Origin of the sequence: Paraburkholderia tropica, from assembly GCF_914484835.1 — a bacterium.
Lineage (GTDB): Bacteria > Pseudomonadota > Gammaproteobacteria > Burkholderiales > Burkholderiaceae > Paraburkholderia > Paraburkholderia tropica_A.
The window spans coordinates 60,203-83,144 of sequence record NZ_CAJZAR010000037.1 but is presented as its reverse complement, the minus strand read 5'-3'; the positions used below and the strand labels follow the sequence as shown (position 1 = coordinate 83,144).

General features: G+C 64.2%; 23 protein-coding genes and 1 riboswitch. Of the genes, 9 read left to right on the top strand and 14 right to left on the bottom strand.

What is annotated here, in order from left to right; all coding sequences use genetic code 11:
- Positions 1–3: 3 nt before the first annotated feature.
- On the top strand, positions 4–738 hold the full coding sequence (locus tag LDO54_RS08620; protein ID WP_224009204.1) for an ABC transporter substrate-binding protein: 735 nt from the start codon (positions 4–6) through the stop codon (positions 736–738).
- Positions 739–784: 46 nt separating this feature from the next.
- Here the strand turns inward: LDO54_RS08620 and LDO54_RS08615 are convergent, their stop codons facing one another.
- Positions 785–2,137 carry a D-amino acid dehydrogenase gene (locus LDO54_RS08615; protein ID WP_224009202.1) on the bottom strand — a complete coding sequence of 451 codons (1,353 nt, stop codon included), beginning with the start codon at positions 2,135–2,137 and terminating at the stop codon, positions 785–787.
- 130 nt (positions 2,138–2,267) lie between these two features.
- Positions 2,268–2,358: riboswitch (glycine riboswitch) on the bottom strand.
- 176 nt (positions 2,359–2,534) lie between these two features.
- Between LDO54_RS08615 and LDO54_RS08610 the strand changes: the two genes are divergently transcribed.
- The 4 genes from LDO54_RS08610 (at position 2,535) to LDO54_RS08595 (ending at position 7,414) form a co-directional block, all read left to right on the top strand.
- The gene (locus LDO54_RS08610) at positions 2,535–3,458 is read left to right on the top strand and encodes a LysR family transcriptional regulator (RefSeq protein WP_224009200.1); all 924 of its coding nucleotides are present in this window, start codon (positions 2,535–2,537) and stop codon (positions 3,456–3,458) included.
- Between the two features lie 120 nt (positions 3,459–3,578).
- Complete coding sequence (locus LDO54_RS08605) at positions 3,579–4,904, top strand: MFS transporter (protein WP_224009199.1); 1,326 nt, start codon at positions 3,579–3,581, stop codon at positions 4,902–4,904.
- Positions 4,905–4,951: 47 nt separating this feature from the next.
- The gene (locus tag LDO54_RS08600) at positions 4,952–6,142 is read left to right on the top strand and encodes a M20 aminoacylase family protein (protein WP_224009197.1); all 1,191 of its coding nucleotides are present in this window, start codon (positions 4,952–4,954) and stop codon (positions 6,140–6,142) included.
- A 90-nt stretch (positions 6,143–6,232) separates the two neighbouring features.
- On the top strand, positions 6,233–7,414 hold the full coding sequence (locus tag LDO54_RS08595; protein ID WP_224009195.1) for a porin: 1,182 nt from the start codon (positions 6,233–6,235) through the stop codon (positions 7,412–7,414).
- A gap of 6 nt (positions 7,415–7,420) precedes the next feature.
- Here LDO54_RS08595 and LDO54_RS08590 read toward each other — a convergent pair whose 3' ends face one another.
- A complete protein-coding gene (locus LDO54_RS08590) occupies positions 7,421–7,759 on the bottom strand; it encodes an ArsR/SmtB family transcription factor (protein ID WP_224009192.1) in 339 nt (112 codons plus the stop codon).
- Positions 7,760–7,856: 97 nt separating this feature from the next.
- Between LDO54_RS08590 and LDO54_RS08585 the strand changes: the two genes are divergently transcribed.
- A complete protein-coding gene (locus LDO54_RS08585; RefSeq protein ID WP_224009190.1) occupies positions 7,857–9,110 on the top strand; it encodes an MFS transporter in 1,254 nt (417 codons plus the stop codon).
- On the opposite strand, the gene LDO54_RS08580 is transcribed toward LDO54_RS08585, so the two are convergent.
- The 4 genes from LDO54_RS08580 to LDO54_RS08565 all read right to left on the bottom strand — a co-directional run bounded on the left by LDO54_RS08580 (position 9,097) and on the right by LDO54_RS08565 (position 12,380).
- The gene (locus LDO54_RS08580) at positions 9,097–9,438 is read right to left on the bottom strand and encodes a zinc ribbon domain-containing protein YjdM (protein WP_224009188.1); all 342 of its coding nucleotides are present in this window, start codon (positions 9,436–9,438) and stop codon (positions 9,097–9,099) included. The two genes, LDO54_RS08585 and LDO54_RS08580, sit on opposite strands and share 14 nt — an antisense overlap.
- Before the next feature lie 94 nt (positions 9,439–9,532).
- Positions 9,533–10,447 carry a glutaminase gene (locus LDO54_RS08575; protein WP_224009186.1) on the bottom strand — a complete coding sequence of 305 codons (915 nt, stop codon included), beginning with the start codon at positions 10,445–10,447 and terminating at the stop codon, positions 9,533–9,535.
- 162 nt (positions 10,448–10,609) lie between these two features.
- Entirely contained in the window at positions 10,610–11,296 is a 687-nt protein-coding gene (locus LDO54_RS08570) for a helix-turn-helix transcriptional regulator (RefSeq protein ID WP_224009184.1), read from the bottom strand.
- Positions 11,297–11,372: 76 nt separating this feature from the next.
- Positions 11,373–12,380 (bottom strand): ornithine cyclodeaminase family protein, encoded by a 1,008-nt coding sequence (locus tag LDO54_RS08565; RefSeq protein ID WP_224009182.1) that lies wholly within the window; start codon positions 12,378–12,380, stop codon positions 11,373–11,375.
- Positions 12,381–12,563: 183 nt separating this feature from the next.
- Here LDO54_RS08565 and LDO54_RS08560 point away from each other — a divergent pair, with 183 nt between their 5' ends.
- Positions 12,564–13,382 (top strand): ABC transporter substrate-binding protein, encoded by an 819-nt coding sequence (locus LDO54_RS08560; RefSeq protein WP_290371069.1) that lies wholly within the window; start codon positions 12,564–12,566, stop codon positions 13,380–13,382.
- A gap of 41 nt (positions 13,383–13,423) precedes the next feature.
- Positions 13,424–14,668 carry an NAD(P)/FAD-dependent oxidoreductase gene (locus tag LDO54_RS08555; protein WP_224009180.1) on the top strand — a complete coding sequence of 415 codons (1,245 nt, stop codon included), beginning with the start codon at positions 13,424–13,426 and terminating at the stop codon, positions 14,666–14,668.
- 201 nt (positions 14,669–14,869) lie between these two features.
- On the opposite strand, the gene LDO54_RS08550 is transcribed toward LDO54_RS08555, so the two are convergent.
- The 8 genes from LDO54_RS08550 to LDO54_RS08515 all read right to left on the bottom strand — a co-directional run bounded on the left by LDO54_RS08550 (position 14,870) and on the right by LDO54_RS08515 (position 21,726).
- Positions 14,870–15,220 (bottom strand): OmpA family protein, encoded by a 351-nt coding sequence (locus LDO54_RS08550; protein WP_224009178.1) that lies wholly within the window; start codon positions 15,218–15,220, stop codon positions 14,870–14,872.
- Between the two features lie 67 nt (positions 15,221–15,287).
- The gene (locus tag LDO54_RS08545) at positions 15,288–15,608 is read right to left on the bottom strand and encodes a M35 family metallo-endopeptidase (RefSeq protein WP_224009177.1); all 321 of its coding nucleotides are present in this window, start codon (positions 15,606–15,608) and stop codon (positions 15,288–15,290) included.
- 377 nt (positions 15,609–15,985) lie between these two features.
- A complete protein-coding gene (locus LDO54_RS08540; RefSeq protein ID WP_224009175.1) occupies positions 15,986–16,573 on the bottom strand; it encodes a hypothetical protein in 588 nt (195 codons plus the stop codon).
- 592 nt (positions 16,574–17,165) lie between these two features.
- Positions 17,166–18,743, bottom strand: a complete 1,578-nt coding sequence (locus tag LDO54_RS08535; protein ID WP_224009173.1) for a DHA2 family efflux MFS transporter permease subunit — start codon at positions 18,741–18,743, stop codon at positions 17,166–17,168.
- A 129-nt stretch (positions 18,744–18,872) separates the two neighbouring features.
- The gene (locus tag LDO54_RS08530) at positions 18,873–19,346 is read right to left on the bottom strand and encodes a tyrosine-protein phosphatase (protein WP_224009171.1); all 474 of its coding nucleotides are present in this window, start codon (positions 19,344–19,346) and stop codon (positions 18,873–18,875) included.
- Positions 19,333–19,848 carry a hypothetical protein gene (locus LDO54_RS08525; RefSeq protein WP_224009170.1) on the bottom strand — a complete coding sequence of 172 codons (516 nt, stop codon included), beginning with the start codon at positions 19,846–19,848 and terminating at the stop codon, positions 19,333–19,335. Before LDO54_RS08525 ends, LDO54_RS08530 begins: the two co-directional genes overlap by 14 nt.
- Positions 19,845–20,999, bottom strand: a complete 1,155-nt coding sequence (locus tag LDO54_RS08520; RefSeq protein ID WP_224009168.1) for an MGDG synthase family glycosyltransferase — start codon at positions 20,997–20,999, stop codon at positions 19,845–19,847. Before LDO54_RS08520 ends, LDO54_RS08525 begins: the two co-directional genes overlap by 4 nt.
- 19 nt (positions 21,000–21,018) lie before the next feature.
- On the bottom strand, positions 21,019–21,726 hold the full coding sequence (locus tag LDO54_RS08515) for a YdcF family protein (RefSeq protein ID WP_224009167.1): 708 nt from the start codon (positions 21,724–21,726) through the stop codon (positions 21,019–21,021).
- 489 nt (positions 21,727–22,215) lie between these two features.
- On the opposite strand from LDO54_RS08515, the gene LDO54_RS08510 reads away from it, so the two are divergent.
- Positions 22,216–22,872, top strand: coding sequence for an alpha/beta hydrolase (locus LDO54_RS08510; RefSeq protein ID WP_224009165.1), 657 nt, complete (start codon positions 22,216–22,218; stop codon positions 22,870–22,872).
- Positions 22,873–22,942: the final 70 nt, after the last annotated feature.

The following is a 22,942-nucleotide window of genomic DNA, read 5'->3' as shown; positions in this document are numbered from 1 at the left end:
ACCATGACTATCGATCCCGCTGTCGTTCAAGCTTTTGCACCCACGGGCGTGTTGCGCGCGTCCATCAATCTCGGCAATCCGATTCTCGCGAATCGCGATCCGGCTACGGGCGAACCGTTCGGCGTGTCCGTCGATCTCGCGCGCGATTTCGCCGCGTATCTGGGCGTGCCGCTCGAACTCGTGGTGTTCGATGCGGCCGGCAAATCGGTCGAAGCGGTGAGCGACGAGCGCGCGGATTTCGGCTTTTTCGCGGTCGATCCCAAACGCGGCGAGACGATTGCGTTCACCGCGCCCTATGTGCTGATCGAAGGGTTTTATCTCGTGCGCGACGATTCGCCGGTTCGCAGCAACGCCGAGGTGGACGCGCCGCACAATCGCGTCGCCGTGGGCAAGGGCAGCGCCTACGATCTGTTCCTCACGCGCGAACTGAAGGCCGCGCAGATCGTGCGCGCGCCGACCTCGCCGACTGTCGTGCAAACCTTCATCGAACAAGGGCTCGAAGTGGCCGCGGGCGTGAAGCAGCAATTGCAGGCCGATGCGCGCCAGATTGGCGGCCTGCGTTTGCTCGACGAACGCTTCATGGTGATCCGCCAGGCGATGGGCGTGGCCAAAAGCCGTGGCGAGCAGGCCGCCGCCGTGCTCGCGGATTTCGTCGAGCACAAGAAGGCGTCGGGATTTGTCGCCGAGGCGCTGGCGCGGCATGGGATCGAAGGGGCGTCGGTGGCGCCCGCGGCCTGAACGCGCGAGCGCCTTTCGTCCTTCAATCTGTCGATCGATCAATCGATCAATCGGCCTGAACGGCTCGCGCCAATGTCGTTGTCGACGCAACGACAAGCGGGCGAGACTCCACGATCTCATCGCTGATCAGCGTGGCGACCGCGTCCGCCGTCGCCGCCGACAGCGTCCAGCCCAGGTGGCCGTGGCCCGTGTTGTAGAACACGTTGCGCTGCCTGCCTCGGCCGACTCGGGGCAACATGCTCGGCAGCATGGGCCGCAAGCCCGCCCACGGAATCACGCGCGACGTCGAGATCGACGGGAAATGCGTGCGCGCCCAGCGCACCAGCGGCTCGATACGGTCCGAGCGGATGTCGCGATTCGCGCCGTTGAGTTCGGCAGTGCCCGCAATCCGAAAGCGATCGGCGCCCAGGCGGCTCGTGACGATCTTCGCGGCGTCGTCGAGCAGGCTGACCCACGGCGCGGCCTCGCGGCTCTCGGGATCGTCGAGGCACACGGTAATCGAATAGCCCTTAACCGGATACACGTTGACGTGGTCGCCGATCTGCGCGGCGAGCGCGCGGCTGCCCACGCCCGCGCAGATCACCACGCGATCGAACGTTGAAACGGCAGGCAGCGCATCGCGCACCGTGGCGATCGAGACCCCGGCGTTGTCCGCATCGTCAATCGACTGCACCGTGGTGTCGTAGTGAAACTCGACACCAAGCCGTTCGCACGCGAGTGCAAGGCCGCGTGTGAACTTATGAATGTCGCCAGTCGAATCGGATTCGGTAAAAAAGCCGCTGTGAAAATCGCCATGCAGCGTTGGCTCGATGGCGCGTATTTCCTCCGGCGTGACCGCGCGCCGATCGAGTCCGCCTTCGCGCAACAGCGCATTCACTTTCGTGGCCGACTCGAATTCCTTTCGCGTTGCATAGAAGTGCAAAATACCGCGCTGCTCGTGATCGAATTCGATCGACTCGCGTTGCGCAATCGAAAACAAATGTTCGCGCGCGGCAATCGCGAGACGCACGGTTTCAATCGTATTGCTGCGGTAATTCGGAATCTGGCGCAGAAACTCGCCGATCCAGCTGTACTTGTGCCAGCTCGGGCGCGGGTTCATGAGCAGCGGCGCGTCGCGCCTGAGCATCCAGCGCAGGCCTTTGAACACGGTGGCGCGGCTGTTCCAGACTTCCGCATTGCTCGCGGAAAGCTGGCCGCCGTTCGCGAACGAGGTTTCCATCGCGGCGTAGCGGTGACGATCGATGACGGTGACGTGATGGCCGCGCCGTGCGAGCGCATAGGCGGTGGTGACGCCGGTAATGCCGGCGCCGATAACGGCGATTCGTGACATGACATGGTCCAGTGTGCATCGCTGCGCGCAGTGATTGCGCTGTGTTTGCGCAGTGATTGCGTTAGGCATCGCCGGCCGATTGCAACCGGCGCCGATGCCCCATCTGTCCATGTACCTGAGAGTTTCGCCCGCGCGTTGAATGGGCGCGTGGCTCCCCTTCGGTGGGCGCCATCGCGATGATGCGCCGCTCTCCAGATGTTCCGGCTGCGTGGTCCTTTTGCCTGAGAGTTTCCGGGGCGGTTGCTCCGTCGGCGTCGTTCCGGTCGAACGATCTCTCCCATGCAGCGTGTGCGAACGCGTCAAGATTAGCCGCGCACCGCGCGCACGGCAACCGCTTTTTCAAAATTCGCTCTGCGATGTTTTGCATGAGGGTTTTGCCGGATTGAATGCGGGGAACCCAAAAAAGCCGCGTGGCGTTGCGGTTAAACTGCGATCTGCCTTCCCGTTTTCGTTCCATTGTCCAAATATGAAACTGCATCAACTGAGAGCGCTTGCCGCCGTGGCGGAAACCGGCAGCATTCTCGAAGCGTCGCGCGTGCTGCACGTCACGCAATCGGCATTGAGCAAAGCGCTCAAGGAACTCGAAGGGCAGGTGGGCGCGACGCTGTTCGTGCGCTCCAGCAAGGGTGTTCAGCTGACCGCTTCGGGGCAGCGTCTCGTCGGCCATGCGCGGCTCATCAGCGAAAATGTGCGCCGCGCGCGCGACGACATGGAGGAGATGAAGGGTAACGCAGTCGGCGAAATCAGCATCGGCGTGACGCCGGTGACCGCGCTGCTGCGTCCGCTCGCCGATTGTCTTTCGGCGTTCCGGCGCGATTATCCGCAGGCGCGTTTGCGTCTGCTGGAAATGCGGCCGAACCAGTTGCTCGAACAGGTTCGCGAAGGCACGCTCGATTTCGCCTTGACCTCGCAGCGCATGGCGCCCGACAGCCTGCTCGACTGCACGCCCGTGCTGAACATGGCCACGCTGGTGGCGGCGCGCAAGGGGCATCCGCTGAGCGGCGAGCGCTCGCTGGCCGCCTTGCGCGAGGCCGAATGGATCGTGCTCGATCCGCTCGCGGACGCGAGTACGCCCTTCGTGCATCTGTTCGCCGATCACGGCCTGGCCGTGCCCGCGCGCGTGATCGAATGCTCGTCGATGTCGCTCGCGCTGGCGATGTGTTCGCAGATGGACACGCTCATCCTGCTCTCGGCCGAATCCACGAGCAGCCGTTTCATGCGCGAAACGATGGACTTTTTCGAACTCGACGAGCCCTTGCCGGCACGTGTGATTTCGCTCGTGACGCGCGACCGTCATACGCTGCCGGGCTCGGCGGAACGGCTGCACGACGCCATCGCCGCCGCGTTGCGCGATTACGACCCGACGCGCCCGCACACGCTCAAACCGTGAGCCGCTATAACCAGACGTCAATGGATTGAAAATCCGTCACTTGTCGCGTGGATTTTGGCAACAAACACTGGTTTCCGGTGACGCACGCCGCTATCCGATCGCTCCGACAAGAGGACGTCAATGAACGAAATGCCCCACGCGCTGAACGACGGCGTGTCCGCCATGAGCCACACGTTGAATTCGGCCGAACCCGTCCGACGCGCGCCCACGCGCCGCGCCATCGTTGCCGCCGCGATCGGCAACGGGCTGGAAATGTACGACTTCACGCTGTACAGCTTTTTCGCCGTGACCATCGGCAAGCTGTTCTTTCCGGGCGGCAACGCGCTCACATCCTTGCTGCTGTCGTTCGCGACCTTCGGCGCCGGGTTTCTGATGCGCCCGCTCGGCGCGGTCATCATCGGCAATCTCGCGGATCAGCGCGGACGCAAGGCGGCGCTCACGCTGACCATCGCGCTGATGACGGCCGGCACCGCATTGATCGCGCTGACGCCCGGCTACGAGAGCATCGGTGTGAGCGCAACGATCATGGTGGTGCTCGGACGCCTGTTGCAAGGGCTCTCGGCGGGCGGCGAAATCGGCGCGGCTTCCGCGTTGCTGATGGAGTCGGGCAGCAAGGCGCGCCGCTGCTTTTTCGTGAGCTGGCAGGCGGCGACGCAAGGCGGCGCGGCACTCGCGGGCGCGCTCGCGGGCGTCGCGGTGTCCGCATCGCTGTCGCCCGACGCGCTGCAAGCGTGGGGCTGGCGTCTGCCGTTCCTGCTCGGTCTGTTGATCGCGCCGGTCGGCCTGTATATCCGCAGACATCTGGAAGAAACGCACGCGAGCGCAAAGCCTTCGGCGCGCAACGGCGTGGGCGCGGTGATGCGCGAACACGCTCGCACGCTCGTGATCGGCACGTTTCTGATGACGAGCACGACGTCGTCGATGTACGTGATCGTGTTTTATATGCCGACCTATCTGGTGCGCACGCTGCATATGCCGCCGGTGACCGCGTTCGCGGCGACCTGCGTGTCGGGTCTCACGATGCTGGTGCTCGCGCCGATCTTCGGCCGTTTCGCCGATAAACTGCCGCGCCGCAAGCCGCTGCTGATCGCCAACAGCCTGCTCTCGATGTTGATTGTGATTCCTAACTTCACGCTGCTTTCGTCGGGGCCCGGGCTGCCGCTCGTGATGCTCTGCGTAGCGATCTCCGGCACGCTGATGTCGATCGGCACGGGCGCGGGCACGGCGATGATGATGGAAGCGCTGCCGCGTCATCATCGCGCGACGGGCATGTCGATCATGTACAGCTTCGGCGTGACGATCTTCGGCGGCTTCGCGCCGCTCGCCGTCACCTGGCTCATCAGCGCGACCGGCAGCCGGATGGCGCCCGCGGGCTATCTGCTCTGCGCGTCGCTGATCAGCTTCGTCGCGCTGCTGCTTTATCCGAGCCATCCGGGCCGCGATTGAATCCGCTTGCCCGCCGTATCGACATTCCCACGACTCGACCCACTGCCATGAATCAGCGCGATCCTGTTCCCGCCGCTCTTGCGGCTTCGGCGGAGCGTTTTGCCGCGATCCGCCATCGCATCCACGCCCATCCCGAACTCGGCGCCGACGTGCCGGATACCGCCGCGCTCGTCGCGCAACTGCTGACCGAATGGGGCTACGACGTGCATACCGGCATCGGCGGTCACGGCGTGGTCGCCCAGTTGAAAGTGGGCGAGGGCACGCGCCGGATCGGCCTGCGCGCGGACATGGATGCGCTGCCGATGCAGGAACGCACCGGCCTGCCTTACGCGAGCACCGTCGATGGCCGCATGCACGCGTGCGGTCACGACGGCCACACGGTGACGCTGCTCGCCGCCGCCGACTACCTCGCCGCCACGCGCGCCTTCGACGGCACCTTGAACCTCATTTTCCAGCCCGACGAAGAAGGCCTGAGCGGCGCGCTCGCGATGATGAACGATGGCTTGTTCGAGCGCTTTCCGTGCGATGCCGTCTATGCCTTTCACAACGCGCCGGGCCTGCCGGTCGGCAAGGCGGTCGTGCAGGCCGGGCCGCTCGGCGGCTCGTCCGATCGCGTGACGGTGACGTTTCGCGGCAAGGGCGGACACGGCGCGATCCCGCATCGCGCCGTCGATCCCACGCTCGCGCTCTGCATGACGGTGGTGGCGTTGCAGGGCATCGTCTCGCGCAACGTCGCGCCCGTGGATGCGGGCGTCATCAGCGTGGGGCAGATCGCGGCGGGCAGCACGTATAACGTGATTCCCGAAACGGCCACGCTGAAACTCACCGTGCGCGCGACCGTGCCCGCCGTGCGCGATCTGCTCGAAGCGCGCATTCGCGCGGTGGTCGAGCATCAGGCGATGTCGGCGGGCGTGCAGGCGGAGATCGTCTACGAACGCATGGTCCCGGCGATCATGAATACGCCCGCCGAAGCGCAGATCGCGCGCGCGGCGATCGCGAGCGTGCTGGGCGCGGACAAGGTGATTCAGGTGCCGCCTTCCACGCAGATGGGCAGCGAGGACTTCGCCTGGATGCTGGAGCGCATGCCGGGCTGCTATTTCTCGCTGGGCAACGGCACGGGCGAATGGGTCGGCTGCTCGCTGCACAACGACGGTTATGACTTCAACGACGCAGTGATTCCAATTGGCGCGGCCTGTTGGGTGGCGCTCACTGAAGCGTATCTGCGTAACGATCAATAGCAGCACTCGCGCGAATTCTTTCGAATTCGCGCGCGGCGATTGATTCGGATATCGAAATAAAACTAAATCGTGGAAACTGGAGTTCTTTTCATGCGGAATCGCGCAGTCGCAGTGACGATGGGAATGATGATGACGGGCACGCTTGCGAGCGTGGCGCACGCGCAATCGAGCGTCACGCTTTACGGCGTCGCCGACGTCGGCATGGTGTTCAATTCGAACTCGGGCGGCAAGCATCAATATGCGCTCGCGAGCGGCAACGCGAGTTCGAGCGTCTGGGGGATCAAGGGAGCCGCGGATCTGGGCGGGGGACTATCGGCGATATTCACGCTGGAAAACGGCTATAGCGCGACCTCGGGGACGATTTCACAGAACGGCACGTTCTTCGGGCGGCAGGCGTTCGTCGGGCTGTCGGGCAATGCAGGCACGCTTACGTTGGGCCGCCAGTATTCGAGCGCTTACTGGTACACCGGCTATCTCACGGCGGGTGGCAGTTGGGCGGCGTCGGGCGCAGGCTACGGCGCGCATCCCGGCGACGTCGACAACCAGGACACGTTCGCGCGCGTCAACAATGCCGTCAAATACACGACGCCGCCTTTCCACGGCTTCGCGCTTTCGGGCATGTACGCGTTCGGCAATCAGGCCGGATCGATGGCCACCAACCGTATCGTCGCGGTGGGCGCCGGTTTCGTGCGCGGGCCGCTGAAACTGGGCGTCGGTTACCAGGACGCCGACCGGCCGAATTATTCCTTCTTCGGCAACAAGGCAAACGACAGCGCCACTGCGAACAATATCTACAGCCCGGTTTATGCGGGCTTCGCATCGGCGGGCACGCAGAAGATCTTCTCCGCCGCGGCGGCTTATACGATCGACCGGACGACGCTGGGCCTCGCGTATAGCAACACGCGCTTCACGGATTTGGGCACGGTGGCCGTGACGGGCCTCACGGCGGCCGAAAAAGCGTTTCGCGGCACGGCCACGTTCAATATCGGCGAGGCGAATCTGAAGTTTCAACTGAGCCCCGCGTTGATGCTGGGCGCGGCGTATTCATATACGCAGAGCAGCGGCGTGACGCGCGCGCATTATCACCAGGTGGATCTGGCGCTCGACTATGCGTTGTCCAAGCGCACCGATCTCTACACGATGGCGTTTTACCAGCACGCGTCCGGGACGGATTCGCGCGGATTACCGGCGGTGGCGGCGCTCGGCGGCGTGAGCGCTTCGCGCAGCGACAATCAAACGCTGGTGACGGCGGGTATTCGTCACCGGTTTTGAACACGATCAGGCGGGCCGCAGCGCGCGGTCCAGATCGCCGAGCAAGCGGTCGATCGCCGAGCGATTCGGCTTGTAGTAGACCCAGTTTTTGATCTTCTTCGACGTCACCAGATCCGCCGCCGCCAGCGCCTGCATATGCGTGGTCACCGTGGGCTGACTCAAGCCCGTCTTCTCGGTGATGAAACTGACGCAGACCCCATCCTTCACCAGATCGGCGTCCCGCTGCGGCGGGAAGTGCTTTTCCGGCTCGGTGAGCCAGATCAGTATCGTCAGCCGGTGGCGATTCGAAAGCGCGTTCAGCGCTTCTTGCAACTGGACCTCATCGAAGGTGTCCTTTTTCGGCATGGCTTGAATTTTTCCTCCACGTTTTCCTTGACTCGTCCGATCTATATTGTAGTCTATCTATATAGATATTTAACGATATAGAAAGGACGAGGCCACGATGACGACGAACGCCATGACGTCTGCAAGCACTCAGTCGATCGCGCGCACGATCAGCGTGGCCGTCGTCTTTACGCTGTTCGTGGCGGTGGTGTTCGGCTTTGGGCTCTATCTGTTTGCGCTCGTGGTGCCGGTGATGCGCCAACGTCTCGGCTTCGACTATACGGCGATCGGCCTCGTCACAGGCGGGGCGCAGACCGCGTATCTCGTCGCGGCGCTGGTTTGTCCGCGCCTCGTCAAACGTTACGGGGCGGGGCAGGTCATCGTGGGTGCGGTCGTTGCGGCGGCGCTGCTGTTGCTGCTGGTCGCGCAGGTCCAGAACGTTCTGTCGGTTGGGCTCGCTCTCGCGGGCTTGGGCGCGACGGCGGCGTTCATGATGATCCCGACCGTCGGCGCCATTTCGGAGACGGTTCCATTCGATTACCGGTCGCGTGTGAACGGCCTCGTATCCAGCGGGACGGCCTACGGGCAGTTCGCGAATGGCGCGCTGGTGGCGCGGCTCCTGCCGGAGCATGGCTGGCGCTCGATCTGGATCGTGGCGGGTTCGGCGTCGCTCGTCATCGCGCTTGTCGGGCTGCTTGCGCTGCGCGTTTTCGCACCGCAGGTTTTCGTCCGCGAGGCGCCGCCGCGCGCGGAGCATCGCTCTGCATCCGGCGGCGTGTGGCGACTCGTGACACGTCCCAACGTCACAGTCTGGATGCTGCTGGCATTGAGCGGCATGGCCTGCGGGCCGTGGCAAAACTATCTGTCGAGTTTTCTGGCCGATGAGCGGCACCATTCGCTCGACATCATCGGCCAGGTCTGGTCGACGATCGGCGTGGTCGGGCTGTTCAGCGGATTCGCGGCGGGCATGGCGGCGGACAAGGCCGGTGTGCGGATCGCGCTCGCGTTTTCGTTCGCGGCGCTGGCCGGCTCCGGTCTGCTGATCGCGTTCCATGCCGAAGTCTGGCAACTGCGTGCCGCCGCCGTGTGCTTCGGCCTGTCGTTCTACGCGATTTACGGCCTCATTCCCGCCTATATCAGCAAGACGGTCGATGCGATGGCCGCGACCGCCGTGTTTGCCGTGGCCAATGTGCTGCTGGGCCTGGGCACGACAGTGGGCAACGTGCTGGGCGGCCATTTTCCGGGCTGGCTGGGATCGCTCAACGCGGTCTTTATCACCGCGTCGGCGCTGGCCTGCATGGCGATGTTGCTGACGGCGACGCTTCGCGACGAACGAACGGCCGCCGCCCAAAACAACGTCAAGCCTTCCTGACAAACTCCGACTTCAAGCTCATCGCGCCGAAGCCGTCGATCTTGCAATCGATATCGTGATCGCTGTCCACGAGGCGGATATTTTTCACCTTGGTGCCCATCTTGACCACGCCGCCCGAGCCCTTGAGCTTGAGGTCCTTGATGACGGTGACGGTATCGCCGTCCTGGAGAATATTGCCCGCCGAATCGCGATACACCTTCGCCGCCGCTTCGGCGGGGGCGCTGGATTCGCCCGACCATTCATGCGCGCATTCGGGGCAGATGAACATGCCCGCGTCTTCGTAGGTGAACGCGGAATTGCATTTCGGGCAGGGCGGCAAAGTGCTCATGGGGATTCCTTGGTGCGTGAAGCAGGGCAACGAAAGCGCGCAAGTATACCGCGCCCCGCCGCGTGCCTGCCTGTGTTTGCCCTTGCCACAAGCCTCAAAAAATCGAGCGGCCGATGCGCGTCGTCAACCATTCGAGCGCCAGTGAGCCGACTGCCGAGTTGCCCGTCGCATCGAGTCCCGGCGACCACACGCACACGGCGAACTCGCCCGGCAGCACCGCGACGATGCCGCCGCCCACGCCGCTTTTCGCGGGCAGCCCCACGCGATAGACGAAATCGCCGGCCGCATCGTACGTCCCGCAGGTCAGCATCAGCGCCGAAAGCCGCTTGGCCGAACTCGCGTCGAGCACGCTGTCGCCGCTCGCGGGCGACACGCCGCCGTTGGCGAGAAAGAGCGCGGCGCGCGCGAGTTCCACGCAGCTCATCTCGATCGCGCATTGACGGCAATAGGCGTCGATCACCGTATCGGCGGGCATTTCCAGATTGCCGAAGCTGGCGATGAAATGCGCCATCGCGCGATTGCGCTCGGCGTGCGCGAGTTCCGATTGCGCGACGCGCAGATCGTAGCCGATGCCCGCCTCGCCCGAGAGCCGCCGCACGAAATCGACGAGCGCGGTTTCGGCCTGCACGAAGCGGCGGCACAGCACGTCGGTGACCACGAGCGCGCCCGCGTTGATGAACGGATTGCGCGGCTTGCCCGCTTCGAATTCCAGCTGCATGAGCGAGTTGAACGCCGTGCCCGACGGTTCGCGGCCCACGCGTTCCCAGAGCGCGTCGCCGAGCAGCTGGAACGCCAGCGTGCAGGCGAACAGCTTCGAGATGCTCTGGATGGAGAAGCGCACGTCGGCGTCGCCGGTGCGGTGGACCTGGCCGTCGACGGTGACGATCGCCATGCCGAAATGATCGGCGCGGACCTTGGCGAGTTCGGGGATGTAATCGGCGACGCGGCCCGAGCCGAGATGCGGTTGCAGGTCGCGGCGGATCGCGTCGAGGATGGGCGTGTAGTTCATGGACGTCGCGGGCAAGGGCGAGGAGCGAAGGGCGGCGCGCAGACGTTCGGGAGTGCGCGCCGCAGTCCCGCCGATTGTAGCGGCTCCGGCATTTTTGGCCGCTGCGTTCGTGTGCGCGTGCGCGCGATTATCGACGCTCGCGAGACGATGCGGCTGCGTTTGTTATGCCGCGTCGCCCTTCATCTCGCGCAGATGCTTGTAGACGGTCGCGCGGCCCATGCCCAGCACCTTCGCCACGTAATTCGCCGAACTCTTGCCCTTGAACGCGCCTTCGGCATGCAGCGCCTCGACCAGTTCGCGCCGATGCTCGCGCGTGAGCGAATTGAGCGCCACCTGACGCTCGCGCAGCCAGCCGTGCAGAAAGGTGTTGATGCGCTCCTGCCAGTCGTCCTTGAACAGTTCCTCGGGCTGCGCGATCACGCCCGCGCCGCGCAGGAACAGATCGAGCGTCGCCTGCATGTCCTCGAAGGCCGCGATGTTCAGGTTGATGCACATGACGCCCGCGGCGCGGCCCTCGTCGTCGAATAGCGCGGTGCTCACGCAGCGCATGCGGCGGCCGTCCCAGTTCACTTTCTCGTAGGGGCCGAGCAGCTTGTTGCGCGTGGTTTCCTCGATGTCCTCGAGCGCGGAGTCGTCGCCGATTTCGCGCTTCGAGAGATTGTTCGAGAGATACGCCACGGTCTGATCCGCGAGATCGTGGATCACGACTTCCGCGAACGGGAAGAACAGCGTCGTGATGCTGTCCGCGACGTGCGCGTAGCGTTCGAGCAGACGCGCGCGCGTGTCCGGCGTGCTGGCGGCACGGGACGGGCGGGACGCGGCGGACTTCGCGGAATCTTTCTTCGGCATCGGTGCGGACCTGTGGCGGCGTGAAGCGGCAATGAAGCGGCAGTGAAGGTGACGTGAAGGACGTCGATGATACTGCTTATCGCGCCGCGCGCAGATGCGTGTAGAGCGCGTAAGCGATGGCGATGTCCTCCAGGCCCAGGCCGATCGAGCGGAAGAACGCGTGGCGCGCGTAGGCCGGGCGCGGGCAGGCGTCGTTGGCGAGGTCGGCGAGATCGCCCACGATCGCGTCCGGCGACCAGCCGTGCTCGCGCGCGGCGATCGTCATTTCGCCGGCGCTTTGCGGCGTGGTGAGTCGATAGTCGCAATAGACATCGAGCGCGGCCAACGCGGCCGGATCGATCTCGTGCGCCTGCGCGACGTTCGTGCTGATCGAGGTGATGAGCGCGGGTTTCGTGAGCGCGTCGAGCGCGAGCACCGGTTTGCCCGACGAGGTGCAGAGCATGACCACGTCGGCATCGGCGACGCAGGCTTCGGCGGAAGCTTCGACGCTCACGCGTGCATCCGTCGCGCGCACTTGCGCCGCGCGTGCGGCATCGTCCGCGAGCGACGGCGAAAACACGCGGATGCTCTCCCACGCGCGCAGCGGCGCGGTGTGGCGGATGTGCGCGAGCGCCACCGCGCCCGCGCCGATCACGGCGAGACGGCGCGCCTCGCGCGGCGCGAGCTGGTCGACGGCGAGCGCCGTGGTGCCCGCGGTGCGCTCGGTCGTCAGCAAACCGGCGTCGCACCACATGAGCGGCTGGCCGGTCTGCATCGACATCAGCGCGGTCCAGGCCGTGATGATGGGCGCGCTTGCGCCCCCATTCGTCCCCGCGATGTAAGGCGAGAGCTTCGCGCCGAACACGCCCGCTTCGGCGAGCACGCCCAGATAGGTGATGAAGTCGCCCGCCTGCTGCGGAAACAGCGCGAGCGTCTGCGGCGGCTGCACGGCTTCGCCGCGTCCGAGCGAGGCGAACAGGCGCGCGAGCACGCCGCGCACGTCGAGATGAGGCAGCGCGGCGCGCACTGTCGCGGCATCGGCGATAAAGGGGGCGGCAGCCGGAGCGGCGTGGGAAAGCGTCGGCGAAGCGGTCGTGGCGGACATGCTGAATTCCTTCGAAGTCTCGCGGCGGGCGGGGCGCGCCGGACGGGGTTGGGGTGTAGACATTTTTGTCCATTCTAGACTTTATTTTCATTTTTGGTCTATATTCGTTCTGCGGCCGCGACGTTTGCGAGGCACACTGCGCAGGGGCGCGCCGCCCGACCCATGAGACCAAGGATGACGACGATGAACACGAAGACGATTCGCTGCGCGCGCGTGGCGGGACTGGCCGGCCTGCTCGCGACGGCGCTCGGCATGAGCGCGCTGACCTCGGGCGTGGCGCACGCGCAGGATCCGCAGACGCTGCGTTTCGGCGTGGAGGCGTCGTATCCGCCGTTCGAGAGCAAGGCGCCCTCGGGCCAGTTGCAGGGCTTCGACATCGACATCGGCAATGCCGTCTGCCAGCGCATGCAGGTGAAATGCGTGTGGGTCGAGAACAGCTTCGACGGCCTGATCGCAGCGCTGGAGGCGCGCAAGTTCGATGTCATCAATTCGGCGATGAACATCACGGACAAGCGCCGTCAGCAGATCGATTTCACGCCGGCCGTCTACGTCATGCCGATCCAGATGGTCGCGAAGCGCGGCTCCGGTTTGCAGCCCACGCCCGCGAGCCTCAAGGGCAAGCAGATCGGCGTGCTGCAAGGTTCGACGCAGGAAGACTACGTGCGCAAGCATTGGGCGCCGCAGGGCGTGTCGATCGTCACGTATGAGAATCAGGACCAGATTTTCGCGGACCTCGCGGCGGGCCGTCTGGACGGCGCGGTCCAGGAAGTGCAGACTGCCACCGACGGTTTCCTCGCGAAGCCGCAAGGCAAGGATTACGACTTCGCGGGCGCGCCGCTCAAGGACCCGGCCACGCTGGGCGAGGGCACGGGCTTCGGTCTGCGCAAGAACGACGCGGCGCTCAAGGCCAAGGTGGTCGCGGCGCTCGATTCGCTGCGCAAGGACGGCACGCTCACGAAGCTGTCGATGAAGTATTTCGGCCGCGACATCGTCGCGAAGTAACGCTAATCGAAGCGCAACGATATGGACTCCAGAGGAATCGCATGAGCAAGAGCGCGATCGTGCTCGGCGCGGGCATCGTCGGCGTGAGCGTGGCGCTGCATTTGCAGCAGCGCGGCGTGCGCGTGGCGCTGGTCGACCGGCGCGCGCCCGGCGAAGAAACCAGCCACGGCAACGCGGGGCTGATCGAGGCGTCGTCGGTGGTGCCGTATGGCTTTCCGCGCGACTGGCGCACGCTGCTGCGGCTCGTGCGCAACGACTCGACGGTGCTGCGCTACGACGTGCGTTCGATGCCCGCTTACGCGCGCTGGCTCGCGTCGTTCTGGCGCGAGTCATCGCCAGCGCGGCTGGCGGGCGCGGCGCGCGATATGCTGCCGCTGATCGAGCGCAGCGTCGCGGAGCACGAGGCCTTCGTCGCGCGCACCGACTTGCGCGCGCTCGTGCGGCCGATCGGCTGGCTGGAGGCGTATCGCTCGGCGCAGGCGTTCGAGCGCGAACGCGCGGCGGCGCAGCGCGTGGCTGTCGAGCATGGTCTGCACATCGAGACCTTCGACGCCGCCGGTTTGCGCGCGGCGGAACCGTCGCTCGCGGCGGGTTACGCGGGCGCGATTCACTGGATCGATCCGGCCAGCGTCGCCGATCCGGGCGCGCTCGTGAAGGGCTACGCGGCGCTGTTCGAGCGCGAGGGCGGCACGATCGTGAAAGGCGACGCGCGCACGCTGCGTGCGCAGGGCGGCGGCTGGTCGGTGCAGACCGACGAAGGTCCGCTCGACGCGCAACTGGCCGTGGTCGCGATGGGACCGTGGTCCGATACGGTCACGGCGCCGCTCGGTTATCGCGTGCCGCTGATGGCCAAGCGCGGCTATCACATGCACTACGCGAGCGAGGCGCCGGCGCCGCTGACGCGGCCTGTGGTCGATATCGAAGGCGGTTATGTGGTCGCGCCGATGCGGCGCGGTCTGCGTCTGACCACTGGCGTCGAACTCGCCACGCGCGATCGTCCGCCGAACTATGCGCAACTCGACGGCGCGGAGCACAACGCGCGGCCCGTGTTTGGACTGGGTAAGCGTCTGGACGACACGCCGTGGATGGGCATGCGTCCGTGCACGCCCGACATGCGCCCGCTGCTCGGGCCCGCGCCGCGTCACGCGGGTTTATGGTTCGCGTTCGGACATAACCATCATGGGCTCACGCTTGGGCCGGTGTCGGGGCGGCTGCTCGCGGAGCAGATTGTGGGCGAGACGCCGTTTACCGATCCCGCGCCGTATTTTCCGGGGCGGTTTGGGTGATGGCATGAAGGGGGACAGTTGCACCGCGTGCCGTTCTCCTTGGCTTCGAGTGAACTCGTCAACCGACTGAAAAAAGCCTGCGCCCCTTGTGTTCCAGCCACTACGCGAAGACCATCCGAGAAAACCGGATTCGGAGCGTGTCGAGGTGCTTGGTTGTTTTCTAATAAAAAGGCCCCGCTGGTTCGGGGCCGGTTTGTCGTCTTATTTTTTCGGTTCAGTGATGCCGCACGGATTCTCGCATCCGTCGGGACCGCACGACGGCACAAATTCGACCTCGATCTGATTGCGCTCGTGAGTCGGCACCGGTGAACTTGTACGCCAGATCTTTGTGTCGATATTGATTCGGTTTGAGGTGACTCCCAGACTCTGGAGATAGTCGCTTACCGATTGTGCACGGCTACGCGCGATTGTTTCAGCACCTCGTTCACGGTCGTCCGCCAAACCGTAGATAACTACTGGGCCGTCCTTCGCGGGACTATCGCGAGCTGTGACGAGCAAGTCCGCAAGCTTCAAACGATCGTAATTTGAAAGACTGATCACATTGCGTTCCATCTTTCCTCCGTATTGCAGGGCAAAGCTGCAGGCACTAGCGGTGATCGGGACTGTTATGGCGCCAAGATTAATCGACGCAAAGGATATACCAAGAAATATTGTCCGCATTCTGGATTGCCATTTTGGGTTCGCTCTGTGCGAGGCGCTTGCTGAGAAATTGTCCATAAGTGTTGTTGTAGTCGACTGATCCAAACGTATCGATGAAATGGGTGCATTCGTGAACGATGGTAAGTTGCTTTGAATCCATCGTTGCCGCACTTTTGTTATCCAAGGTGCAAAATCTTTCCTGTATCGCGATGGTGTGCGTTGCGGTGTCAGGACGACAAACGTGAGCTACTTCTCCGGTGATGTTCTTTCGGTTTGGAACACAACCGGTCGCTCGATCCATGTAGGAATCCGGTCGAACAAAAATTGGTGGCTTTGAGTTCGCTCATTATTGGTGCGAGAGCATTTAAGCCGTTGATGAGTGTTTGTCGTGTTGCGTCATCGTCTGAACCGAACCACGTCCGCACGCGGGACCGCGCGGAGGGTGACCACGACGAAAGTTCCTGTAAGCGCTGGCGAATCACAGAGACAGCATCATCTCGCAGAGATAGAACGATATTGCGAAATTCTCTGTCGGTCATGTTCTTGCAAATCGGCGTAGTGTCTATCGTCACCTCAACGATAGAATTCGGATTCGTATTTGTCACTGCCGAATCGTGAATGAGAAACCATTCTTCGTCTTCGCTTCTTCTGAAGTTATAAGGGTTTCCCTTTGAGAAATCATTCATATGCGGCATCTCCCGCTGCGTAGAGTCTCAATTTTTCAGATCCATTGGTGGCGATACGATCCGTTTCTCCGGCTGTATTCGTTATCCCAGTGAAAACACGTCCCCAATCGGTGACGATTCGATAGCGTATGCCGGCTAGTGCTTGGCCATCTCCGCCTTTGATGCGGTATCGTTCGTTGTAGCCACGTGAAGCTCCGTTATCAAAATTGCGGTCGGATGAACCATACCGGGCGGCGGTAGTCTCCGCGATCCAGTCGACCAGCTCCCAATTCCGGCCGAATGTCGCCACAATTCGTGGATGTACGGAACACCTGCAGGCCACATAGTCTTCGCCCACGGCCTGCCGTCGTCCGTATTGCTCAAATAGCATTCGGTTATCGTCCTTGACCGCCGCGCCGCCAATGATGTGTCCGACGCTATCGCAACGGCTGCAATATGCGCCGTCACCGAGCAACGCCATATTGCGTAGTAAGCCATCCGGACCTTCGATCACTGAGTCGTGGCGGCCATAGTCCAGCACATAACTTCCCGGCCCACTGTCGAGTGGATCGCCTGCGACAGCCGCATAGTGAATTGCCATGATTTCCCTTTTTAGCTTGCGGGCTTGAGGTATGAGTGATCTGTCCTGTTTCCCGCGTATGTTGTGCGCTTACGCCTACACAGTTGCTCCGCTGGTTACGACGTTCGATCCAATGCGAGAAGGCCGAAAAGGACCTGCGCGGCATTTCAACTGCGGAACTATTCGGGAGGTGATGTGCCCGAACGAGCTAGCGTTACGCCAGTTGTCCGAGGGAGGAATCAGATTTTTCTGAATTGAGATGGCCGCGATTAACTATGCAATATTGAAAAAACACAGATTGATATATGGCAACGAAGGATGTTGCGATCGAATTCGGTCCGGCCGATTCAAGAGCCAATCTGATCGATCAAGAGAGAGAAATGCCATACCGCGCAATTGAGTGTTATTGAATTGCGCGGCATGCTGCTTCGGTTCACGTTGTGTCGCACAAAGAGTTGTGTGCGATGTCTCAATCTGGTCGCGCGATCATGACGGAGTGTCTTGAGGCGCGTCGGCCGCGCGGATCTGTAATGTTTGTTGCAGCGGCAGGGAGGTTAATTTCCCCTGCGAGCGACGTCCGAGGCGGCGACTCCCGCATAGATGATTTACGTAATCAATGCGCTCCCGCCGCGCCACCACCACCACCCTTGGTCGATTTCGTGATCCAGATAAGCGGAATGATCGCGAGAAAAATAATCGCCGAGATATAGAAAATATCGTTCAGGCCCATCATCGCGGCCTGGGTCGTCAACTGGAAATCGAATAGCGCGCGCGCCGCCGGCTCGCTCAGATGCAGCACCTGCTGCGTCTGCTCGATCGATTGCCGGAAGATCGGATTGTTGATGCTCGCCTGCTCGGTGAGCCGCTCGTGATGCAGGATCGTGCGGTTATTCCAGGCGTTCGTCGAAATCGACGTGCCCACCGCGCCGCAAAACACCCGCACGAAATTCGACAGACCCGCCGCCGCCGGAATGCGTTGCGGCGGCTGGCCTGCGAGAATGATCGCCGTGAGCGGCACGAAAAAGAGTGCCATCGGCACGCCTTGCAGCAGCGTCGGCAGCACGAGGTGGAACGTGTCGATTTCGATCACATAGCGCGAGCGCATGAAGAACACTACCGCGAACAACACGAACGCCGACGTGGCGATCACGCGCGCATCCGAGCGCGGCAGAATGCGGCCCACGACCGGCGAAAGCAGCAGCGCGAACACGCCGAGCGGCGCGGTCACGAGGCCCGCATCGACGGAACGGTAATTCAGATATTCCTGCATCCATTGCGGCAACAGCACGAGATTGCCGAAGAACACGCCATACGCCACCGAAATCGCCACGGTGCCGCCGAGGAAGTTACGTTGTCCGAATAATCGTAAATCGACGATCGGATGTTCCTCCGTCAACTCCCAGACGAGAAAGAACGCAAAACTGATCAGCGCGACGACACCGAGCCCCACGATCACGGGCGAGGCGAACCAGTCGAGGTCCTTGCCCTTGTCGAGCAGGATCTGTAGCGAGGCGACCCACGCGATCAACAGACCGAGACCCACGACGTCGATGGGCGGCTTGCGCGTGGCCGACTCGCGCTGCCGGTAGATCGACCACGTGACCGAGGCCGCGAACAGCCCGACCGGAATGTTGATGTAGAAAATCCACGACCAGTTGTAGCTGTCGGTGATCCAGCCGCCGAGCGCCGGTCCGGCGATCGGGCCGACCGTGGTCGTCATCGCCCAGAAGGCGAGCGCGCTGGCGGATTTGTCGCGCGGCCAGGAGCCGAGCAGGATGGCCTGCGAGAGCGGAATCAGCGGGCCGGCCACCGCGCCTTGCAGCACGCGCGCGACGAGCAGGAAGGGCAGCGTCGGCGCGACGCCGCAGAGCCACGAGGCGAGCACGAAGGACAGAATCGACGCGACGAACAGGCGGATCTGGCCGAAGCGCTGCGTGAGCCAGCCGGTGAGCGGAATCGAGACGGCGTTGGCCGCCGCGAACACGGTGATGACCCACGTGCCTTCGTCGACGGACACGCCGAGGTCGCCGGAAATCGTCGGAATGGCGACGTTGGCGATCGAGGTGTCGAGCACGTTCATGAACGTGGCGAGCGCGACCGCAATGGTCGCGAGGATCAGCTTGCCGCCTTCCAGCGGCGGCGGGGGCGCGGGCGGCGCGCCCGGCGTGTTGGTGGCGGCAGGCTGGTTCAAGCGTCTTCTCCGCGGATTCGGCTACGACTGGCTTTCGGCGTGCCGGCGTCTGACAGGCCGGATGTCGCGCAAGGATAACCGCAATCGCAAAACCCATGCCGCGCAGGGGCTTTGGGGGAGTTCGGGCCCTTAGTTGGACGGCACCGGCATGCCAAGCTCCCGCCGCAACTTCTCGATATCGACTTCGCTCAGATAGCGGCGGATGTTCTGCCAGATCGCATGAAAGCCGAAGCCGCCGTTCAGCAATTCGTCGAGCGCGGCCTCGCGCGTCCAGTCCTGATAGATGATGCGATAGAGCGCGCAGACGAGTCCGGTGCGGTCCGCGCCATGCTGGCAATGCACGAGGATCGGGCCGTCGCGCTCCGCGTGGCGCAGCGCCCGCAGCGCGGCGAGCATGTCGCGGTCGCGAATGTTCCAGGTGTTGATCGGAATGCGCAGCGTGGCGATGCCGGTGCCCGCGAGAATGCGGCGATCCGAATGAAACGCGCGAAAGCTGATGACCTTGCGCACGCCGAGTTCCTGCAGATGCGCGACGTCCTTGCGCGAAAGCCGCGCGCTGCGAAACAGCGAAGGCGTGAGGCGAAACAGGTTATGAACGGCCATAAAACGCGTCTTTCGAAGTGCGCCACCAGCCGCGCGACAGCTGGAACAGCACCAGCGCGGCGGCGCTCATGGTCCAGTAATCGGTGGGCGCGGGGCCGAACCAGTGGATGTGCCACGGCACGTAGGCGGGCTGGAAGTGCGCGAGCCCGAACGCCGGGTTCAGCACGAACCACAAAAAATCCTCAGTAATCCAGAACACCATGATGCAGGCGATCAGACGCGCTTCGATGCGCCACGTCCATCGCGCGCTGAAGATCGCCGGCAGATGGAAGAACAGCGCCACGAACGGAAAGACCCACGCGTGATAGCCGGTCATCGGGCGGCCGCCCCAGAAGATGTCTTGGAGCCAGCTCTTTTCGATGCGCCAGGTCGGCAGATTCGCGGCCCAGCCGGCGCTGCCTTCGATCTGGATTTCGACGTTGGCGAAAAAGAAGGCGAGCAGCATGACCCACGCGACCAGCACGACGGTGCGCCGCGCGGGCACGAAATGCGCGAGCGTCATGTGGACGCTCCAGCGGCCGCTCCGGCGCCGGTCACGAGATCGAGCACCGCGCGCGCGGCGAGCGGGCGGCCGAGCGGCACGCTGCGCTGACGCATGGCGTCGAGTTTCGCGGGATCGTGCAGCAAGGTGTGCACGCGGTAGGCGAGGGCGTCGTCGTCGATGGCCTTGAGCGCCACGCCTTGTTCGAGCAGAAAGTCCGCGTTGCGTTCTTCCTGGCCGGGAATCGGCGAATTCAGCAGCATAGGCAGGTTCATCGCGAGACATTCGGAAGTCGTCAGGCCGCCGGGCTTCGTGATGACGAGATCGGAACAGGCCATCAGGCGTTCGACTTCACGCGTGAAGCCGTGCGGAAACAAGCGGCCCGGATGCGCCTTCGCCTGCGCTTCGAGCGCGCCCAGCAACTCGCGATTGCGGCCCGCGAGCGCGATCAGCTGAAAATCGCCGTCCATGTCGAGCAGACGCGCCGCGAGCTGATCCATCGGCCCGAGCCCCGCGCCGCCCGACATCATCAGCAAGGTGCGGCGCGTCGGATCGAGGCCAAGCGAGGCCGCGCATTCGGCGCGGTCGAGCGGCTGGCTGAACGCGGGCATCACCGGAATGCCGGTCACGTGGATCGCGTCCGGCGGCAGGCCGCGCGTGCGCATGCGCCACGCCACTTCGTCGTTGGCCGCGAAATAGCCGCTCAGGTGCGGGACGACCCAGAGCGTGTGCAGATCGAAATCGGTGACTTGCACCCAGACCGGCACGTCGAGACGCGTCTTGCGGATCTCGCGCGAGAGCAGTTCGGCGGGCAGAAAATGCGTGCAGACGATGGCGTCCGGCTGCCATTGCTCGATTTCGGCGAACAGCGAACGGCAGTTCAGGCGCTCGACGGCGCGGCGCAGTTTCTGCGAGAGCGCGGCGGGATCGGTGCGATCCGTCTTCTGATAGAGGTAGCTCCAGATCGCGGGCTGCGAGCGCACCAGCGCGAGATAGAGGTCCGTGTAAATCTTGCGGAACGTGGACGGCACGAAGTCCATGACATCGAGATGCAGCGCTTCGATACCGGCCGGATGCGTCGCGGCGTAAGCGCTGATGGCCTCGGCCGCACGCGTGTGGCCCGCACCGGCGCTGACGCTCAGGACCAGCAGTTTCTTGACGGGTGACTTCATTTCACGCGGGTCGTGCATGTCAGGTTTTCCAGGCAGGGGCGGACGGCGGGCTGGGCGCGTAGTTCGGTGCACGGTTCGGCGCGTAGTTCGGCACATCGGCGGCCTCGCCCGTGAACAGACTGCGGATCAGATTGAACAGCGACAGAAACGGGCGGATCGTCACCGGCTGCGCATCGGGATTCGCGCCCAGGCGCACGCGATAGACGAGCCACGCGGGCACTTCGCGCCAGCTCGCATAGAGGTCGCGCAGATGGAACGTGCGCGGATAGACGCCGTAGACCGCGAACGCGTCGCCACCGGCGCGCGTGACCGCGAGACGCGCGCGCGGCAAGTGGTAGTACTGGCTGACGAGCGTGACCGAGCCGAGATGGCGCTCGCGCATGTAGGCGATCAGATGCTGGGCGCTCGCGAGCGTGTTGTCGCCGGCGTGGTCGGGGACGATGTCGTGCGGCTCGACGCCGTGCTGGATCAGATAGTTCTGCATGGCGAGCGTCTCGTCGAGTCCGGGGCCGTCGAGGCTGCCGCTGATAAAGAGACGCTTGCAACGGCCCGCGCGATAGCAGTCGAGACCCGCGTCGAGGCGTTCGGCGAGCAGCGTCGCGGGCGTGCCGTCGGCTTCGAGACCGTTGCCGAATATCGCGCCGAGTTCCGATGGCGCGGCGGGCGTCGCGAGGCCCGAGGCGTCGATCGCCAGCGCCGCGAGCGCCCAGACGATACCGATCAGCATGCAGAGGCGAAGCAGGCGGGACCGGCTTCGGGATGTGTGCGTCATGACAACCTTGCTCGATTGCTGGCGTTCATTGGCTGGGCGGCCGTCGTGGACCGCGGCGGCAACGATACCACGCGATATCGGCGCCGATCAGTTGCAGGCCGCGAGCAGGCGACGACGCGCTCAGTGCACGCGTGCCCTTCGAGGACGGACGCCGCGCGCGCCTGCGTCGAGCCGTGGCGCGATTCTGGCGAAGTGTGTCGGGTGGCGTCCGCGCGCGTGAAGACGAAGCTGGCAGCACGAAAACGCTTCGTCGAATGCGGGAATTCGATTCGCGTACGCCGAAATCCGGCCTCAACCTTACCGCCGCCTTTCGCTCGCCCGCCTCGCCGACGCCCCGCGCGCGGGCGTCGTATGCTTGCGGCTGGCGCGCGGGGCGCAAGGGCGATGCCCGGTCCGCGATCCGCGCATGCATCCGACGATCAAGCTCACAGAGGAATCGCAACAATGAGCTGGGAACAATTCGATGGCGGCTGGCGTCTCGCGCCGGCCGAAGGCGCGCCGCGCGCGCTCGTCGTGCTGCTGCACGGCGTGGGCAGCAACGCGCGCGATCTGGTGCCGCTCGCCGACGCCTGGCGCGACGCGCTGCCGGGCGTGGCGTTCGCGTCGCTCGACGGCAGCGAGCCGTTCGACGGCGGCTTCGGCGGCCGCCAGTGGTTCAGTCTGCGCGACGTGAACGAAGCGAATCGCGGCGCACGCGTCGCGGCGGCGTTGCCCGTGCTGCAAAAACGTCTCGCCGACGAACTCGCGCATTGGGGCCTCGGCTTCGACGCGCTCGCGCTGGTGGGTTTTTCGCAGGGCTCGATTATGTCGCTTTATTACGCGGCGACGCAGGAGCAGGGCGCGGCCGCCGTGGTCGCTTACGCGGGCCGTCTGTCGACGCCCGTGGTCGCACATAGCCGCACGACGCTCACGCTCGTGCATGGCGAGGACGACGAAGTGATTCCCGTGCAGGAACTCGAACGCGCGGCCGTCGCGTTCAGCGACGCGGGCTATGCCGTGGCCGCCTACGCCTTGCCTGGCGTGGGTCACACGATCACGGCGCAGGGCGCGATGCTCGGCCGCGACGCGCTGGTGCGTGCGTTGCAGACGCCGCAGGCGTAAGTGCACACGCGCCCGCGTGCAATGCGCGGGCGCTAAAATCGCGCGGCCGAGGCGGAAAATCGCCTCGAAT

Bases quoted from the DNA above. Each gene is read 5' to 3' on its own strand.
- LDO54_RS08620 (WP_224009204.1), top strand. From the start codon at position 4: ATGACTATCGATCCCGCTGTCGTTCAAGCTTTTGCACCCACGGGCGTG.
- LDO54_RS08615 (WP_224009202.1), bottom strand. From the start codon at position 2,137: ATGCCTAACGCAATCACTGCGCAAACACAGCGCAATCACTGCGCGCAG.
- LDO54_RS08610 (WP_224009200.1), top strand. From the start codon at position 2,535: ATGAAACTGCATCAACTGAGAGCGCTTGCCGCCGTGGCGGAAACCGGC.
- LDO54_RS08605 (WP_224009199.1), top strand. From the start codon at position 3,579: ATGAACGAAATGCCCCACGCGCTGAACGACGGCGTGTCCGCCATGAGC.
- LDO54_RS08600 (WP_224009197.1), top strand. From the start codon at position 4,952: ATGAATCAGCGCGATCCTGTTCCCGCCGCTCTTGCGGCTTCGGCGGAG.
- LDO54_RS08595 (WP_224009195.1), top strand. From the start codon at position 6,233: ATGCGGAATCGCGCAGTCGCAGTGACGATGGGAATGATGATGACGGGC.
- LDO54_RS08590 (WP_224009192.1), bottom strand. From the start codon at position 7,759: ATGCCGAAAAAGGACACCTTCGATGAGGTCCAGTTGCAAGAAGCGCTG.
- LDO54_RS08585 (WP_224009190.1), top strand. From the start codon at position 7,857: ATGACGACGAACGCCATGACGTCTGCAAGCACTCAGTCGATCGCGCGC.
- LDO54_RS08580 (WP_224009188.1), bottom strand. From the start codon at position 9,438: ATGAGCACTTTGCCGCCCTGCCCGAAATGCAATTCCGCGTTCACCTAC.
- LDO54_RS08575 (WP_224009186.1), bottom strand. From the start codon at position 10,447: ATGAACTACACGCCCATCCTCGACGCGATCCGCCGCGACCTGCAACCG.
- LDO54_RS08570 (WP_224009184.1), bottom strand. From the start codon at position 11,296: ATGCCGAAGAAAGATTCCGCGAAGTCCGCCGCGTCCCGCCCGTCCCGT.
- LDO54_RS08565 (WP_224009182.1), bottom strand. From the start codon at position 12,380: ATGTCCGCCACGACCGCTTCGCCGACGCTTTCCCACGCCGCTCCGGCT.
- LDO54_RS08560 (WP_290371069.1), top strand. From the start codon at position 12,564: ATGAACACGAAGACGATTCGCTGCGCGCGCGTGGCGGGACTGGCCGGC.
- LDO54_RS08555 (WP_224009180.1), top strand. From the start codon at position 13,424: ATGAGCAAGAGCGCGATCGTGCTCGGCGCGGGCATCGTCGGCGTGAGC.
- LDO54_RS08550 (WP_224009178.1), bottom strand. From the start codon at position 15,220: ATGGAACGCAATGTGATCAGTCTTTCAAATTACGATCGTTTGAAGCTT.
- LDO54_RS08545 (WP_224009177.1), bottom strand. From the start codon at position 15,608: ATGGATCGAGCGACCGGTTGTGTTCCAAACCGAAAGAACATCACCGGA.
- LDO54_RS08540 (WP_224009175.1), bottom strand. From the start codon at position 16,573: ATGGCAATTCACTATGCGGCTGTCGCAGGCGATCCACTCGACAGTGGG.
- LDO54_RS08530 (WP_224009171.1), bottom strand. From the start codon at position 19,346: ATGGCCGTTCATAACCTGTTTCGCCTCACGCCTTCGCTGTTTCGCAGC.
- LDO54_RS08525 (WP_224009170.1), bottom strand. From the start codon at position 19,848: ATGACGCTCGCGCATTTCGTGCCCGCGCGGCGCACCGTCGTGCTGGTC.
- LDO54_RS08520 (WP_224009168.1), bottom strand. From the start codon at position 20,999: ATGAAGTCACCCGTCAAGAAACTGCTGGTCCTGAGCGTCAGCGCCGGT.
- LDO54_RS08515 (WP_224009167.1), bottom strand. From the start codon at position 21,726: ATGCTGATCGGTATCGTCTGGGCGCTCGCGGCGCTGGCGATCGACGCC.
- LDO54_RS08510 (WP_224009165.1), top strand. From the start codon at position 22,216: ATGAGCTGGGAACAATTCGATGGCGGCTGGCGTCTCGCGCCGGCCGAA.